Origin of the sequence: Roseivivax marinus (assembly GCF_900109705.1) — a bacterium.
Classification (GTDB): Bacteria; Pseudomonadota; Alphaproteobacteria; order Rhodobacterales; family Rhodobacteraceae; genus Roseivivax; species Roseivivax marinus.
Genome location: NZ_FOAI01000001.1, coordinates 102321 through 116547 on the forward strand (window position 1 = coordinate 102321; position 14227 = coordinate 116547).

The 14227-nt window shown below is 68.5% G+C and carries 13 protein-coding genes; 6 read left to right on the forward strand and 7 right to left on the reverse strand.

The features are described 5' to 3' along the window. Positions 1-55 precede the first annotated feature (55 nt). From fliF to glpK, 6 genes are all read left to right on the forward strand, one after another. Entirely contained in the window at positions 56-1675 is a 1620-nt protein-coding gene (gene fliF, locus BMX29_RS00420) for a flagellar basal-body MS-ring/collar protein FliF (protein WP_092809513.1), read from the forward strand. Next, on the forward strand, positions 1672-2274 hold the full coding sequence (locus BMX29_RS00425) for a FliH/SctL family protein (RefSeq protein ID WP_092809515.1): 603 nt from the start codon (positions 1672-1674) through the stop codon (positions 2272-2274). The genes fliF and BMX29_RS00425 overlap by 4 nt, the downstream gene beginning before the upstream one ends. After that, positions 2267-2557: a FliM/FliN family flagellar motor switch protein gene (locus tag BMX29_RS00430; RefSeq protein WP_092809517.1), complete on the forward strand. Its 291-nt coding sequence runs from the start codon at positions 2267-2269 to the stop codon at positions 2555-2557. Before BMX29_RS00425 ends, BMX29_RS00430 begins: the two co-directional genes overlap by 8 nt. Then, on the forward strand, positions 2558-3334 hold the full coding sequence (gene fliP, locus BMX29_RS00435) for a flagellar type III secretion system pore protein FliP (RefSeq protein WP_092809519.1): 777 nt from the start codon (positions 2558-2560) through the stop codon (positions 3332-3334). A 160-nt stretch (positions 3335-3494) separates the two neighbouring features. Beyond that, positions 3495-5099 (forward strand): glycerol-3-phosphate dehydrogenase, encoded by a 1605-nt coding sequence (gene glpD / locus BMX29_RS00440; RefSeq protein ID WP_092809521.1) that lies wholly within the window; start codon positions 3495-3497, stop codon positions 5097-5099. Positions 5100-5125: 26 nt separating this feature from the next. Then, entirely contained in the window at positions 5126-6613 is a 1488-nt protein-coding gene (gene glpK, locus BMX29_RS00445) for a glycerol kinase GlpK (RefSeq protein ID WP_043844827.1), read from the forward strand. 210 nt (positions 6614-6823) lie between these two features. Here the strand turns inward: glpK and BMX29_RS00450 are convergent, their stop codons facing one another. The 7 genes from BMX29_RS00450 to BMX29_RS00480 form a co-directional block, all read right to left on the reverse strand. Continuing rightward, positions 6824-8200 (reverse strand): aspartate aminotransferase family protein, encoded by a 1377-nt coding sequence (locus tag BMX29_RS00450; protein WP_043844828.1) that lies wholly within the window; start codon positions 8198-8200, stop codon positions 6824-6826. A 93-nt stretch (positions 8201-8293) separates the two neighbouring features. Then, positions 8294-9778: an NAD-dependent succinate-semialdehyde dehydrogenase gene (locus BMX29_RS00455; protein ID WP_092809523.1), complete on the reverse strand. Its 1485-nt coding sequence runs from the start codon at positions 9776-9778 to the stop codon at positions 8294-8296. A 131-nt stretch (positions 9779-9909) separates the two neighbouring features. Next, positions 9910-10386: an Lrp/AsnC family transcriptional regulator gene (locus BMX29_RS00460; protein ID WP_043844986.1), complete on the reverse strand. Its 477-nt coding sequence runs from the start codon at positions 10384-10386 to the stop codon at positions 9910-9912. A 4-nt stretch (positions 10387-10390) separates the two neighbouring features. Then, positions 10391-11377: a cyclodeaminase gene (locus tag BMX29_RS00465; protein ID WP_092809525.1), complete on the reverse strand. Its 987-nt coding sequence runs from the start codon at positions 11375-11377 to the stop codon at positions 10391-10393. Then, on the reverse strand, positions 11367-12371 hold the full coding sequence (eutB, locus tag BMX29_RS00470) for a hydroxyectoine utilization dehydratase EutB (protein ID WP_092809527.1): 1005 nt from the start codon (positions 12369-12371) through the stop codon (positions 11367-11369). The genes BMX29_RS00465 and eutB overlap by 11 nt, the downstream gene beginning before the upstream one ends. A 128-nt stretch (positions 12372-12499) precedes the next feature. Further along, positions 12500-13030, reverse strand: coding sequence for an isopentenyl-diphosphate delta-isomerase (gene idi, locus BMX29_RS00475; RefSeq protein WP_092809529.1), 531 nt, complete (start codon positions 13028-13030; stop codon positions 12500-12502). Then, the gene (locus BMX29_RS00480; protein ID WP_092809531.1) at positions 13027-14205 is read right to left on the reverse strand and encodes a geranylgeranyl diphosphate reductase; all 1179 of its coding nucleotides are present in this window, start codon (positions 14203-14205) and stop codon (positions 13027-13029) included. The genes idi and BMX29_RS00480 overlap by 4 nt, the downstream gene beginning before the upstream one ends. Positions 14206-14227 lie beyond the last annotated feature (22 nt).

Below are 14227 nucleotides of genomic sequence, written 5' to 3' on the forward strand. Positions count from 1 at the left end.
GCGGGCAGGGTCCGGCCTCAGTCGAAGAATTCGACGAAAGATTCGGAGGTGCCCGGTGCAGCAATTGCTGTCTGTGTGGAACGCGCTCAGCCTCACGCGGAAAGTCGTGGTGACCGGCGCGACCGTTCTGATGTTCGCGGCGGTGATCCTGATGTCGCGTCTCGCCGCGACGCCCGACCTGACCCTGCTCTATGCCGGCCTCGAAGGCGCCGAGTCGGGAGAGGTCGTCGCCGCACTGGAGCGCCGTAGCGTGCCCTATGAGGTGCGTGGCGGGGCGATTTTCGTTCCGGCCGCGGACCGCGACGCGCTGCGTATGACGTTGGCCGGCGAAGGGCTGCCCGCGAATGGCGCAGGCGGCTACGAGTTGCTCGATGGGCTGAGTGGATTTGGCACGACATCGCAGATGTTCGACGCCGCCTACTGGCGCGCCAAGGAGGGCGAGCTCGCTCGCACGATCCTCTCGGCACCCTACGTGACCGCGGTGCGGGTCCACATCGCGGCGGGCACCGCCAACCCGTTCCAGCGCGATGTCGAGGCTTCGGCCTCGGTGTCCGTCACCGGGGCAGGCGGGGCGATCGATACGGGCCAGGCGCGCGCGATCCGCTACCTCGTGGCCTCCGCCGTGCCCGGCCTCGCGCCCGAGGACGTGGCCGTGGTGGACAGCCGCGCCGGGTTGATCGGAGCCGAAGAGGAAGGCGTCGGTCCCAGCGCCGAGGACCGGACTTCCGGCCTGCGGGACCGCGTCCAGCGACTGGTGGAGGCACGTGTCGGCATGGGCAACGCGGTGGTCGAGGTCAGCCTGGACACGGTCACGGAATCCGAGCAGATCCGCGAACGGCGGTTCGACCCGGAGTCACGGATCGTGATCTCTTCGGACACCGAGGAGCGGCAGGAGCAGAGCGAGGATCAGGGCGGCGGCGACGTCACCGTGGCGTCGAACCTGCCCGATGGCGCGGCGGGCGGCGGGTCGGAAACCTCCAAGAGCTCCGAAAGCAGCACCCGCGAGCGGCTGAACTACGAGGTGTCCGAGACGACTCGCGAAGTGGTGCGCGCGCCGGGCGCGATCCGCCGGTTGAGCGTCGCGGTCCTCGTCAACGGAACGCTGGAGCCGGGACCGGACGGGGCGCCGCAATTCGTGCCGCTGGCGGATGCCGAGCAGGAGGCGCTGCGTGATCTGGTGGCCTCGGCCGTGGGATACGACGAGGCGCGGGGCGACACGATCACGATTCGCTCGTTGCCATTCGAGCAGGCCGAGGGCCTCGGCACGGCCGCGACCGAGCCGGGCATGTTCGCCCCGCTCAGGCTCGACCCGATGAGCCTTATCCAGCTTGCCGTCCTCGGGATCGTCGCGCTTGCTCTCGGTCTTTTCGTGGTGCGGCCCGTGCTGGCCGGCGGCGCGGCCGCGGCGCTCCCGGCGCCCGGTGCCGACGACGATCTGGAGATGCCGGCCTTCGGTATGGCGAATGCGCTGTCGGGCGAGATCGACGACGATACCGGCGGCGGATTCGGTGGCCTGCCGATGCTGGCCGACGGCGGCGGGTTCGAGCTTCCGGGGGAGAGCGGGGGCGGGTCGGAGGATCCTGTCGAACGCCTTCGGGGGCTGATCGACGACCGCCGAGAGGAAGCGGTGCAGATTCTCCGCAGCTGGCTCGACACGCCCGAGGAGGTGGAATGAGCCGCCTCGCCGCCCTCTTGCCCGACTTCAGCCAGCCCGCTCCTCGCGCGCCCGTCGGGCCGACCCTGACGGAGGCCGAGGTCGATGCCTGCGAGGCGCGCGCCTACGAAAAGGGATATCGTGCGGGCTGGGACGATGCCGTGGCGAGCCGTGACGCGGATCACGATCGGTTGTCGGCCGATTTCGCGCAGAATCTCAAGGATCTCTCCTTCACCTACCACGAGGCCTACAGCCACGTGCTGCGTGCCATGACGCCCCTGCTCGAAGACATCGTGACGACCATCCTGCCGGCGGCCCTGGACGACGCCCTCGCGGCGCATGTCGTTGGCGAACTTCAGAAACAGGCGGATCGGCTCGGCGGGATGTCGGTAAAGGTGTCGATGGCGCCCGAGCAGCTGCCGCTGGTCGAGCCAGTCGTGATGCGTGATGTGGGCTTCCCGGTGGAGCTTATGGCCGACGGGGCGCTGACGCCCGGCCAGGCCGACATCCGTCTCGCCGATCGGGAGATCCGCATCGACCTTGGCGAGATCGCCGAGGGGATCCGCACCGCGATCACCGAGTTCAACCACGCCGCGCAGGGAGCCCGCGCCCATGGATAACGCCGAAGACATTCAGTCCGCCCGCAGCGACGCCAGCGCCCTTGCGTCCGTCCCGATAGAGATCACCGTGTCGGTGGGCCGTGCCCGCCCGCTCATTCGCGACCTTCTGCATCTCGACGAGGGCTCCGTTCTGACGCTCGACAAGCAGCTCGACGATCCGGTCGAACTCTATGTCGGCGACCGGCTGATCGGCATGGGGGTGCTCGAGGTCATCGAGGAGGGTGGGCAGAGCCGCCTCGCCGTGCGGCTGACCGAGGTGGCCGATCTCAAGGCCCCGGCCTGAATGCGTCCTGCCCGCCCGCGCGCAAGGACCGGCACGGGTCCGGCTGCCGGGGGGTGCTTCGCTGTCCTCAGCGCGCTTTCGGTGGTGGCTCTCGCCGGCCCGGCCACGGCGCAAGAAGTGTCCGTCGATCTCGGGGACGGCGCCTCGCTGACCGGCACGACGATCCAGCTGATCGCCCTGATCACGCTGCTCAGCCTCGCGCCCGGCATCGCGATCATGATCACCTGCTTTCCGTTTATGGTGACGGTCCTCGCGATCCTGCGGCAGGCGGTCGGACTTCAGCAATCGCCGCCCAACATGCTGATCGTCTCCCTCGCGCTCTTCCTGACCTACTTCGTGATGGAGCCGGTCTTCTCCGAGGCCTACGCCGCGGGGATCGAGCCGCTCCTCGCTGATGATATCGCCATCGAATCGGCCCTCACGGCGGCGATGGAGCCTTTCCGCGACTTCATGGCGGCACGGGCCGATCCTGCGACCTACACCAGTCTCGCCGACCTGAGGCCCGATGCCGCCGGCACGACGCTCGCCCCGGACGCGCCGCTGTCGGTCCTCATCCCCAGCTTCATGCTGTCCGAGATCGCACGCGCCTTTCAGATCGGGTTCCTGATCTTCATGCCGTTCCTGATCATCGACCTCGTGGTGGCCGCGGTCTTGATGGCAATGGGCATGATGATGGTCCCCCCGGCCATCGTCTCCCTGCCGTTCAAGCTGGCCTTCTTCGTGTTGGCCGATGGCTGGTCGCTGCTCGCGGGAAGCCTCGTCCGAAGCTACTTCTGATCCGCAACCCACCGTCTCGCGCTCCGCAAACTGCTCAATCGAGTGGCATGCACTGTGTGTGCAAGCCCGCTGGGCCATCCCCCGCGCGCTTGTCCTTTCCTCTGGCGCGCTATCGTCTAGGCCGGAACGACGACCAGCGGCAGACAGCGGGAGACCCGCCATGGAGAACCGGCCCGACAGCGCCGAAAGCTACGATCTGTTCGTCATCGGGGGCGGCATCAACGGCTGCGGCATCGCCCGCGACGCCGCCGGACGCGGCCTTTCGGTCGCGCTCGCGGAAATGAACGACCTCGCCTCGGCCACATCCTCGGCCTCGACCAAGTTGTTCCACGGCGGCCTGCGATACCTCGAATACTTCGAGGTCCGCCTCGTCCGCGAAAGCCTGATTGAGCGCGAGACGCTGATGCGCGCGATGCCCCACATCTCGTGGCCCATGCGCTTCGTCCTGCCGTTCCACAAGGACATGCGGTTCGAATCCTCTACGCCCACCTCGAAGATCCTCAACACCGTGATGCCGTGGATGAAGGGGCGCCGCCCGTCCTGGCTGATCCGGCTGGGCCTCTTCATGTACGACAACCTCGGCGGACGTAAGATCCTGCCGGGCACCAAGACGCTCGACCTGAAGAACGCGCCCGAGGGTAGGCCGCTCGACGACCGCTTCCGCCACGCCTTCGAATACAGCGACTGCTGGGTGCAGGACTCGCGGCTCGTGGTTCTGAATGCCCGCGATGCCGAGTTGCGCGGCGCAGAAATCATGCCGCGTACGAAGGTCACCGTGGCCGAGCGTGACGGCGACGGGTGGCGCATCGAGGTGGAGGACCGCGAGACCGGCGCCGCGCGCAGCATCCGCGCCAAGGTGCTGGTGAATGCGGGCGGGCCGTGGGCCGGCGACATCATCCGCACCAAGATCCGCTCGAACTCGACCGAGACCGTGCGCCTGGTGCGTGGCAGCCATATCGTCTGCCGCAAGCTCTACGATCACGACAAGTGCTACTTCTTCCAGGGCACGGACGGTCGGATCATCTTCGCCATCCCCTACGAGCAGGACTTCACCCTGATCGGTACCACCGACAGCGAGCAGGAGGACCCCGACAAGCGACCCGAATGCACGCCGGAAGAGCGCGATTACCTGCTCAACTTCGCCTCGAACTACTTCAAGCGCGACCTGACACCGGAGGACGTGGTCTGGACCTATTCCGGGGTCCGGCCGCTCTACGACGACGGCGCCAGCAGCGCGACGGCGGCAACGCGGGACTACACCCTCAAGATCGACGATGCCGGCGGTGCTCCCGTGCTCAACATCTTCGGCGGCAAGATCACGACCTATCGCCGCCTCGCCGAGAGCGCGATGGAGAAGATCGCACCGTTCTTCGACGACCTGAAGGGCAAGTGGACCGCGGGCGTGACCCTGCCCGGCGGCGATTTCGAGGTGCGCGAGGCGCGCGACAAGATGAAGACGCTCGCCGCCGATTACCCGTTCCTGGGCGACAAGCAGGCTGAGCGGATGATCCGCCACTACGGCACGGAATCCTGGCACATCCTCGGCGACGCGACCGAGGCCGGTGATCTCGGCCGTGACTTCGGCCACGGCCTGACCGAGGCCGAGGTGCGCTGGCAGATGGACCGCGAATATGCCCGCGCCGCCGACGACGTGGTGTTCCGGCGCACCCGCCTCGGCCTGCGGATGACGCCTGACGAGATTGCAGCCCTCGACGCGTGGATGCAGGATGCCCGGCGAGAGGGGCGTGCCACCGCGGCGTCCTGACGGGAAACGACAAGAGGGAGGGGGCGATGCGCTACGTGCTTGCCATCGATCAGGGCACCACGTCGAGCCGGGCCATCCTGTTCGACGAGACTCTGAAGGTCACGGCCATCGCGCAGGAGGAATTCGCGCAGCATTACCCGGCGAGCGGCTGGGTCGAACACGACGTGTCGGACCTCTGGACGACGGTCGCCGCCACATGTCGCGGCGTGATCGAAAAGGCGGGCATCGATACCGCCGACATCGCCTCGATCGGCATCACCAATCAGCGCGAGACGGTCGTGGTCTGGGACAAGGACACCGGCCAGCCGATCCACCGCGCCATCGTCTGGCAGGATCGCCGGACCGCTGCGATAACCACCGAACTGCGCGAGGCCGGCCATGAAGATATGGTCACCGACCGCACCGGCCTCCTGCTGGATCCGTACTTCTCGGCGTCGAAGCTCAAGTGGATCCTCGACGAGGTCGACGGCGCGCGCGAAAAGGCCCGTGCCGGCAAGCTCCTGTTCGGCACGGTCGACAGCTTCCTGATCTGGAAGCTGACCGGCGGACGAAGCCACGTGACCGACGCGACGAACGCCTGCCGGACAATGCTCTACGATATCCGCAAGGGGCGCTGGTCCACCTCGATCGCCAAGCTGCTCGACATCCCGATGGAGATGCTGCCCGAGGTGCACGATTGCGCCGCTGAGTTCGGTGTGACCCGGTCGGACCTCTTCGGTCGCGAGATCCCCATCCAGGGCGTCGCGGGCGACCAGCAGGCGGCGACGATCGGGCAGGCCTGTTTCAAGCCGGGCATGTTGAAATCGACATACGGCACCGGCTGTTTCGCGCTCCTGAACACCGGCGATGAGCCAGTGCGCTCGGAGAACCGGCTGCTTTCGACCATCGCCTACCAGTTCGAGGGCAAACCGACCTACGCCCTCGAAGGATCGATTTTCGTCGCGGGTGCGGTGGTCCAGTGGCTCCGCGACGGACTCAAGATGATCCGCGACGCCAAGGAGACGCAGCCCCTGGCCGAGCGCGCGGACGACACCCAGAACGTCGTCCTGGTGCCGGCCTTCGTGGGCCTCGGCGCGCCGTACTGGAATGCCGAGTGCCGCGGCGCGGTCTTCGGTCTCACCCGCAATTCCGGCCCCGAGGAATTCGCTCGCGCCGCGCTCGAGAGCGTGGGCTACCAGACGCGCGACCTGATCGAGGCGATGCACGCCGACTGGCAGGCCCCGGGCGGCGACGCCACGCTGCGCGTGGACGGCGGTCTCAGCGCGTCCGACTGGGCGATGCAGTTCCTGTCCGACATCATCGGAGCGGCGGTGGACCGGCCGCAAGTGCTCGAGACCACGGCCATGGGGGCGGCCTGGCTCGCCGGAATGAAGGCTGGCGTCTATCCCGACATGGACGGCTTCGCCGACATGTGGGAGCGCGAGCGCCAATTCACGCCGGACATGGACGACGCCACGCGCGATCGGAAATACGACGCCTGGAAACGCGCTGTGGCCGCCGCCCAGCAGTTTTGATCGGAACGGGGCGGTTGGCCCGCGCGGTGCGCCCCCCGACGCCCGCCGGTCATGTATTCGGGCGCGCCACGACCTCGCAGGCCAGTTCGGACCATCCGTCACGACATTGAAAAAGGGGCGGACCGCCTCGCGCGACCCGCCCCTTCTTCTCGTTCCAAGTACTCCGGGGAGCGCGAGGGGCAGCGCCCCTCGGCCGTCATCCGATCAGGTTCAGGACCAGTCGAAGAGCTTCTTCGCGGCCTTCGCGGTCTTTTCGGCGATCTCGTCCGCCTCGGCCTCGGTCAGGCAGAACGGCGGCGCGAAGCCGAGAATGTCGCCCTGCGGCATCGCGCGGCCGATCACGCCGTCTTCCAGCAGCAGGCCGGCCAGCAGCGCGCCTATCTTGTCGGACGCCTCGAAGAACTCGCGGTTGTCCTTGTCCTTCACGAATTCGACGGCGCACATCATGCCTTCACCGCGAACCTCGCCCACGTGCGGGTTGTCGGCCAGCGCCTCGGCCATGACCTTGTTGAAGTAGGCGCCGGTCTTGCCCGCGTTGGTCACGAGGTCGAGCGTGTCGATCAGCTTCAGGTTCGCAACGCCTGCGGCCGCGCCGATCGGGTGGGCCGAGTAGGTCCAGCCGTGGCCGATCGGCCCGTTCTCGTCCGTACCCTGCTCGAGCACTTTCCAGACCTTGTCGGAGATGATCGACCCCGACAGCGGTGCGTAGGCCGAGGTCAGGCCCTTCGCGATGGTCATGATGTCGGGCTTGATGCCGTAATGCTCCGAGCCGAACATCGAGCCCAGACGCCCGAAGCCGGTCACGACCTCGTCGGCGATCAGCAGGATGTCGTACTTGTCCAGAACCGCCTGGATCGCCTCCCAGTAGCCGGCGGGCGGCGGCACGATGCCACCGGTGCCCAGCACCGGCTCGCCGATGAAGGCGGCGATGGTGTCCGGGCCCTCGCGCTCGATCAGCGCCTCAAGTTCGGACGCGCAGTGCTGGGTGAACTGCTCTTCGCTCATCGACAGGTCGTCGCGGCGGAAGTAGTAGGGCGCCTCGGTGTGGATCACCTGGTCGAGCGGCAGGTCGAACTTCTGGTGGAACAGGTGCAGACCGGTGAGCGAGCCCGACACCAGGCCGGAGCCGTGGTAGCCGCGCCAGCGCGAGATGATCTTCTTCTTCTCGGGGCGGCCGAGGATGTTGTTGTAGTACCAGACCAGCTTGACGTTGGTCTCGTTCGCGTCCGAGCCGCCGAGGCCGAAATAGACCTTGGACATGTGATCGGGCGCGCGGTCGAGGATCATCTTCGACAGCGTGATCGAGGCCTCGGTGCCGTGGCCCACGTATGCGTGGTAATAGGCCAGCTCCTTCGCCTGCTCGGCGATCGCTTCGGCGATCTCCTGGCGGCCGTAGCCCACGTTCACGCAGTAGAGGCCGGCGAAGGCGTCAAGCAGCTTGTGCCCGTCGCGGGTTTCGATGTGGCAGCCCTGGCCGGTCTGGATCACGCGCTGGGGCGCGTTGCCGCGGGCGAATTCCGCGAGGTGGGTCGAGGGATGGAAGAAGCTCTCCCGGTCCCACTGTTCGAGCATGTCGTTCTTGAGCATCGCAGGGCTCCTTTCGGTACTGGTCACGTCACGCGAGGGGCGCGTGGTGTCGGTCGTAGGGGAGGGCGGCGCGGCGGCCGCCCTGCCGCGGGGTCAGCCCCAGTCGCGGCACACGTACTTGATCTGGGTAAAGGCTTCGAGACCCTGACGGGCCCCTTCGCGTCCGAGGCCGGACTGCTTCATGCCGCCGAAGGGGATCGGCGCGCCGGTCACCTTGGTGCGGTTCACCGCGACCATGCCGAACTGCAGCGCCTTGGTCGCGCGGTAGATGCGGCGCGGGTCCTGGCTGTGGACATAGGCCACGAGGCCGTATTCGGTGTCGTTGGCGCGGCGCAGCACCTCTTCCTCGGTGTCGAAGGGGACCAGAGCCGCCACCGGGCCGAAGGTCTCCTCGTGCAGGATCGCGGCGTCCTCGGGCACGTCGGCCAGAACGGTCGGCTGGAAGAACAGCGGCCCGGCCGAGTGACGCTCGCCACCGCAGAGCAGCTTGGCACCCTTGTCCAGCGCGTCCTTCACATGCTCTTCCTGTTTCTTCACCGCCTTCTCGTTCATCAGCGGGCCGATGTCGGGATCGTCCATGCCGACGCCCACGCTCAGAGCTTCGGTGGCGGCAGTGAACCGCTCCACGAAAGAGTCGTAGATTTGGCGCTCGACATAGATGCGGTTGGCGCCGAGGCAGTCCTGGCCAGAGGTCGCGAACTTGGCCTTCATCGTTTCGGCCACGGCGTTGTCGAGGTCCGCGCCTTTGAAGACGATGACCGGCGCGTGGCCGCCCAACTCCATGATGAGCGATTTCACCGTGCCGGCGCACTGGCGATAGAGCAGCCGACCGACCTCGGTCGAGCCGGTGAAGGACAGCACGCGCACGCGCGAATCCTGGGTCCAGGGCTCGACGATGGTGGGGGCGTGGCCGGTGACGACGTTGAAGACACCCGGGGGCAGGCCCGCGCGCTCGGCCAGTTCGGCCAGCGCCAGCGCCGAAAACGGCGTTTCGGCAGAGGGGTGCGCGACCACGGTGCAGCCCGCGGCCAGCGCGGCGGCGGCCTTGCGCGTCAGCATGGCGGACGGGAAGTTCCACGGCGTGATGAGCGCGGCGACACCCATCGGCTCGCGCCACAGTTCGACCTCGGCGTCGGGCAGGTGGGACGTCACCCCCTCGACGTTCGGGCGGCGGGTCTCCTCGGCGTAGAACTCGATGAAGTCGGCGGCGTAATCGATCTCTCCCAGCGCCTCCGAGATCGGCTTGCCCTGCTCGATCACCATGATCCGGGCAAGGTCGTCCTTGTGCTCCTTCATCAGCTCGTACCAGCGGCGCAGCAGGCGCGCGCGCTCCTGCGGCAAGGTCACGGACCAGCTTGCGAAGGCGTCGTGCGCGGCGTCCACGGCGGCGCGGCTCTCTTCGGCCGAGAGGCTCGCGATCTCGCCAACCCACTCGCCATCGGCGGGGTTGGTGACGGCCACGGCCTCGCCCGAAGCGGCGCTCTGCCACTTGCCGCCGACGTAGGAGAAGTTGCGCACGAGCCGGGGATCGGCCAGCTCGGACAGCGGGGATTTCGGGAACGTGCGGTGCATGGTCATCGGGGACTCCTTGCGGGGTATGCCCGAAAACTGGACTGGAACTCTCAGAGAAGGGGACCAAAGATCATGGCCCCGGCAGAGGAATCCTCTGGCAAAGGCGCGATTCGCAGGCCGCGCGGTCGCTCAATCGCTCAGTCGCGTTCGAGCAGCGACAGTGGCAGCGCGGCGGAGTCCTTCACGCGCTTGGTGACGATGTAGGTATAGTAGCGCGCGAGCCCGATCCGCGCGTCGAGCAACCGGTCGATCAAGCGCTGGTAGGAGTCGATGTCGCGCGCCACGACCTGCATCAGGTAGTCGAAGCCGCCCCCCAGCGCCCAGACGAAGGTGATGTCCTCCTCGGCGCGCACGGCGTCCTCGAAGATGCGGAATTCGGACGCCTTGTGGCTCGACAACTCCACGGCGACGAAGACGGTGACGTGCGGCCCGAAGGCCGCGAGAGAGAGCCGCGCGCCGTAGCCCTCGATGATGCCGGCGGTCTCCAGCTTCTTCAGCCGCTCCCACGCGGGCGTGGGCGACAGGCCGACCCGCGTGGCCAGCTCGGTCTTGGTGATCCGGCCCTCGGCGGCGAGGACGCGCAGGATCTGCAGGTCGCGCGCGTCCAGTCGCATGGCGTCAGGCCCGGACGAGGGTGCCGGCGTCACCCAGCCGCGCAGCGACGTGGGTCGCAATGGCGGTGTCCTGCGCGCCGGTGCCGGTGAGGTCCGCGATGGTCACGTCGCGCGGATCCCGCCGACCTGTGGCCGATCCGGTGACGATGGCGCCCAGTTCGGGCGGGGTGCCGCCAGCCCATGCGCCGCCCGCGATGGCGCCGCGGAGTTCGCCCAGTTTCTCGGCCTGGCTCACGCGGTCGGCGACGTAAAGATCGGCCTGAGCGAGACACGCGGCCTCCAGCTCCTGCTTGCCCGCCTGGTCCGAGCCCATCGCCGTGATGTGCAGCTCGGGGTGCAGCCAGTCCGCCTTGAGCACCGGCTCGGTCGCGGGTGTCGTCGTGACCACCAGCTGCGAGCGGCGCACCAGCGTTTCGGGGTCGGTGCAGATCTCGGCCTCGATCTCCAGCCGTTCCTTGAGGTCGGCGGCGCAGGCGGCGGCCTTCTCGGGGCTGCGGCCCCAGACCAGCACCCGCTGGAATGGGCGGACGAGGTGCGCGGCCTCGATCTGCAGCCGCGCCTGCACGCCGGTGCCGATCACGCCCGCGGTGGTCACGTCCGCTGGCGCGAGGTGGCGCGCGGCCACGGCGCCCGCGGCGGCGGTGCGGATGTCGGTAAGGTAGCCGTTGTCGAGGAACACCGCCTCGACCAGCCCTGTCTTCGCCGAGAAAAGGATCATCAGGCCGTTCAGCGAAGGAAGGCCCAGCTTGGGGTTGTCGAAGAAGCCGGGCGAGACCTTGATCGCGAAGCCGTCGAAGCCCGGGATGTAGGCGGTCTTCACGTCCACCTCGCCATGCGCGGCGGCGAGGTCCATGGACATCACCGGGGGCATCACCACGTCGCCGCGCGCGAGCGCGACGAACGCGGCCTCGACCACGTCCACGGTCTCGAGGTCGAGGCGCACGACCTCGCGCAATTCGGCCTCGGTCACGATGCGGATATCATGCGGCATAGGGGCGCCCTTCGATCACGGTGTCGCCGAGGGTGACGTCCTGCCCGGCCACGATGCGGGTGAACACGTCCATGTCGAGGTTGCGACCGGTCAGGATGGTGCCGGTCGGCCCGGTCAGATCGACCTTGCCGGCCTCGACGGCGGCCATGCCCACCACGCAGGCGCCCTCGGCGATCAGGCGTTCCTCGTGGTAGAGCATCTGGAGCGCGTGGTAGATCTCGGCCTCGGTCACAAGCACCACGTCGTCGAGCAGGTCGCGACACATGGAGAAGGTCAACTGGTTCTCCAGCCCGATACCGCCGCCGAGGCTGTCGGCCAGGCTCTCGACCTCCTCGACCTCGACGGGCTTGCCGGCCTTCAGGCTTTCGTACATGGCCGCGCCGCGGTCCATCGTAACGCCGATGCAGCGAATGCCCGGGTTGATCGCCTTGGCCGCGGCCGCCACGCCGGCCGCGAGACCGCCGCCCGACAGCGGGATCAGCAGCGTGTCGAGTTCGGGGCAGCGGGCCAGCATCTCCAGCCCGATGGTGCCCTGTCCGGCGATCACCTTGGGGTCGTCGAAGGGCGAGATCGCGACAAGCCCCTCGTCACGTGCGAGCCGTTCACTCTCGGCGAAGGCGGCGTCCTGCGAGCGGCCGACGATCTTCACCTCGGCGCCCAGCGCGCGGATGCCCTCGACCTTCGGGCGGGGCACCAGCTCGGACATGCAGACCACCGCGCGCACGCCCCGCTCCTGCGCGGCATAGGCGACGCCGCGGCCGTGGTTGCCGGTCGAGCAGCACGTCACCCCGGCCGCGTCGGGCGGCAGCGACGCCACCGCGTTCAGCGCGCCGCGCAGTTTGAACGCGCCGATCGGCTGGGCGATCTCGAGCTTGAGCCAGAAGGGATGGCCGTGACGACCTTCGAAGAACACGGACGGCACCATCGGCGTGGCGTCGGCGCGGCCCCGGATCGTCGCGGCGGCGGAGAGAATGTCGGCGAGAGTCACGGTCATGCCCCGGACTATGGGTCGGTCGGGGGGCGAAGGGAAGGGTGCGCGCCGATCAGTTCCACCGTTGGGGCAAATGCGGCGCGTGAGGTCAGATTGTCAGGCGCAGGTGACCAGCCCTTGCCCGGTTCCGGTCAGGCCAGCAGGTGCGCGGGGAAGATCCGCGCACTGTGTTCGGCAAGGTAAATCCGCAGCCACGGCGTGTAGAGGTCGGGCCTGGCCTCCACGTCGCGCATGAGCGCGTCGAGCGGCATCCACGCGGTCGCCACCACCTCGTCGGGGGCGGGCGACAGCGGCAGGTCGGCCGGCGCCTCGGCGGTGAAGAGGTCCACCACCTCGTGCTCGGTCAGTCCGCCGCCCACGTCGGCGCGGTACTCCACCACGTCGCGATGCGCGAGGGTCAGGCCCTCGATCCCCAGCTCCTCCGACAGGCGCCGCGCGGCGCAGGTGGCCGGGTCCTCGTCCCAGTGCGGATGCGTGCAGCAGGTGTTCGCCCAGAGGCCGGGCGTGTGGTACTTGGACCGCGCGCGCTGCTGGAGGAGCACCGCGCCGTCACGCAGCACGAAGACCGAGACCGCCTTGTGGCGCAGTCCGCGGCGGTGCACCTCGAGCTTTTCCACGGGACGCAGCGTGCCGTCCTCCCAGGCGGGAATGGTGACGCTCACGTATGGGTCTCCGGCACCAGCCCGGCGAGGTGGCGCAGGTTCTTGAAGCCGATCTTCAGGTGCGCCAGCGGATTCGCGCGGACGAGCTTCTTGTTCATGTAGGCCTCGAAGGTCAGGCGCTGGACGTCGGGATCGTGGCACAGCGACACGAACCTCTCGCGCCGGCTGTCCGACCGGTAATAGGCGTTCTGCATGCTGGCCAAAACCCGGAAGACGGTCTTGTGTTCGCGCATGAAGAGCCGCCGGGCCAGCTTCAGGTCCGAGGCCCTGCCCGTGGACAGGCACGCCGCGCAGGCCGACGCCGCGGCGCGGCCCGCGACCATCGCGTAGTAAATGCCCTCGCCCGAGGACGGGGCCACCACGCCGGCGGCGTCGCCGGCCAGAACCACGTCGCGGCCGTTGTCCCAGCGGTCGAGCGGGCGGAGCGGAATCGGCGCGCCCTCCTTCCGGAGCGTCTCGCACTGGGCGAGCCCTGTGGCGCGGCGCAGGTCGGCGGTGGCCGCCTTGAGGTCGGCCTCGCGGTGCTCGGTGCCCATGCCGACGCTCACCGTGTCGCCATGGGGGAAGACCCAGCCGTAGAAGTCCGGGCTGATGCGCCCGTCGTAGATCACGTCGCAGCGCGCGGGATCGAAGGACGGGTCCGCCTGCGGGGCCGCGATGATCTCGTGGTAGGCGAAGACCAGCGGGATCGCGTCGGCCCCGGGCACCTCGGCCTTGCCGACGCGGCTGTTCGCACCGTCCGCACCGATCACCAGGCGGGTCGGAAGCGCGCGCTCCTCGCCGCTGGCTTTATCGCGGTAGATCACGCGGGTGGCCTCTTCGTCCCGCTCGATCCGCAGGAAGGTGCCGGTGGTGCGGATGGCGCCGGCGGACTCGGCGCGGGCGCGCAGGAAGGGATCGAAGTCCTTGCGGTCGACCATGCCGACGAAGCCGTTCTCGATGCTGATGTCCACGTGACGGCCCGTAGGCGACACCATCCGCGCGGTCGTGACCCTGGCCAGCAGTTGCTCGGGCCCGATGTCGAAATCCGCCATCAGCCGCGGCGGGATTGCGCCTCCGCACGGCTTTATGCGCCCGTCGCGGTCCAGCAGCGCGACACGGTGCCCCGAGCGGGCGAGATCCTCGGCTGCGGTGGCTCCGCAGGGCCCGCCCCCGATCACGACGACATCGAACATGGTCTCTCCCTCCGGCGGGCGG

Bases quoted from the DNA above. Each gene is read 5' to 3' on its own strand.
- BMX29_RS00425 (WP_092809515.1), top strand. From the start codon at position 1,672: ATGAGCCGCCTCGCCGCCCTCTTGCCCGACTTCAGCCAGCCCGCTCCT.
- BMX29_RS00430 (WP_092809517.1), top strand. From the start codon at position 2,267: ATGGATAACGCCGAAGACATTCAGTCCGCCCGCAGCGACGCCAGCGCC.
- fliP (WP_092809519.1), top strand. From the start codon at position 2,558: ATGCGTCCTGCCCGCCCGCGCGCAAGGACCGGCACGGGTCCGGCTGCC.
- glpD (WP_092809521.1), top strand. From the start codon at position 3,495: ATGGAGAACCGGCCCGACAGCGCCGAAAGCTACGATCTGTTCGTCATC.
- glpK (WP_043844827.1), top strand. From the start codon at position 5,126: ATGCGCTACGTGCTTGCCATCGATCAGGGCACCACGTCGAGCCGGGCC.
- BMX29_RS00450 (WP_043844828.1), bottom strand. From the start codon at position 8,200: ATGCTCAAGAACGACATGCTCGAACAGTGGGACCGGGAGAGCTTCTTC.
- BMX29_RS00455 (WP_092809523.1), bottom strand. From the start codon at position 9,778: ATGACCATGCACCGCACGTTCCCGAAATCCCCGCTGTCCGAGCTGGCC.
- BMX29_RS00460 (WP_043844986.1), bottom strand. From the start codon at position 10,386: ATGCGACTGGACGCGCGCGACCTGCAGATCCTGCGCGTCCTCGCCGCC.
- BMX29_RS00465 (WP_092809525.1), bottom strand. From the start codon at position 11,377: ATGCCGCATGATATCCGCATCGTGACCGAGGCCGAATTGCGCGAGGTC.
- eutB (WP_092809527.1), bottom strand. From the start codon at position 12,371: ATGACCGTGACTCTCGCCGACATTCTCTCCGCCGCCGCGACGATCCGG.
- BMX29_RS00480 (WP_092809531.1), bottom strand. From the start codon at position 14,205: ATGTTCGATGTCGTCGTGATCGGGGGCGGGCCCTGCGGAGCCACCGCA.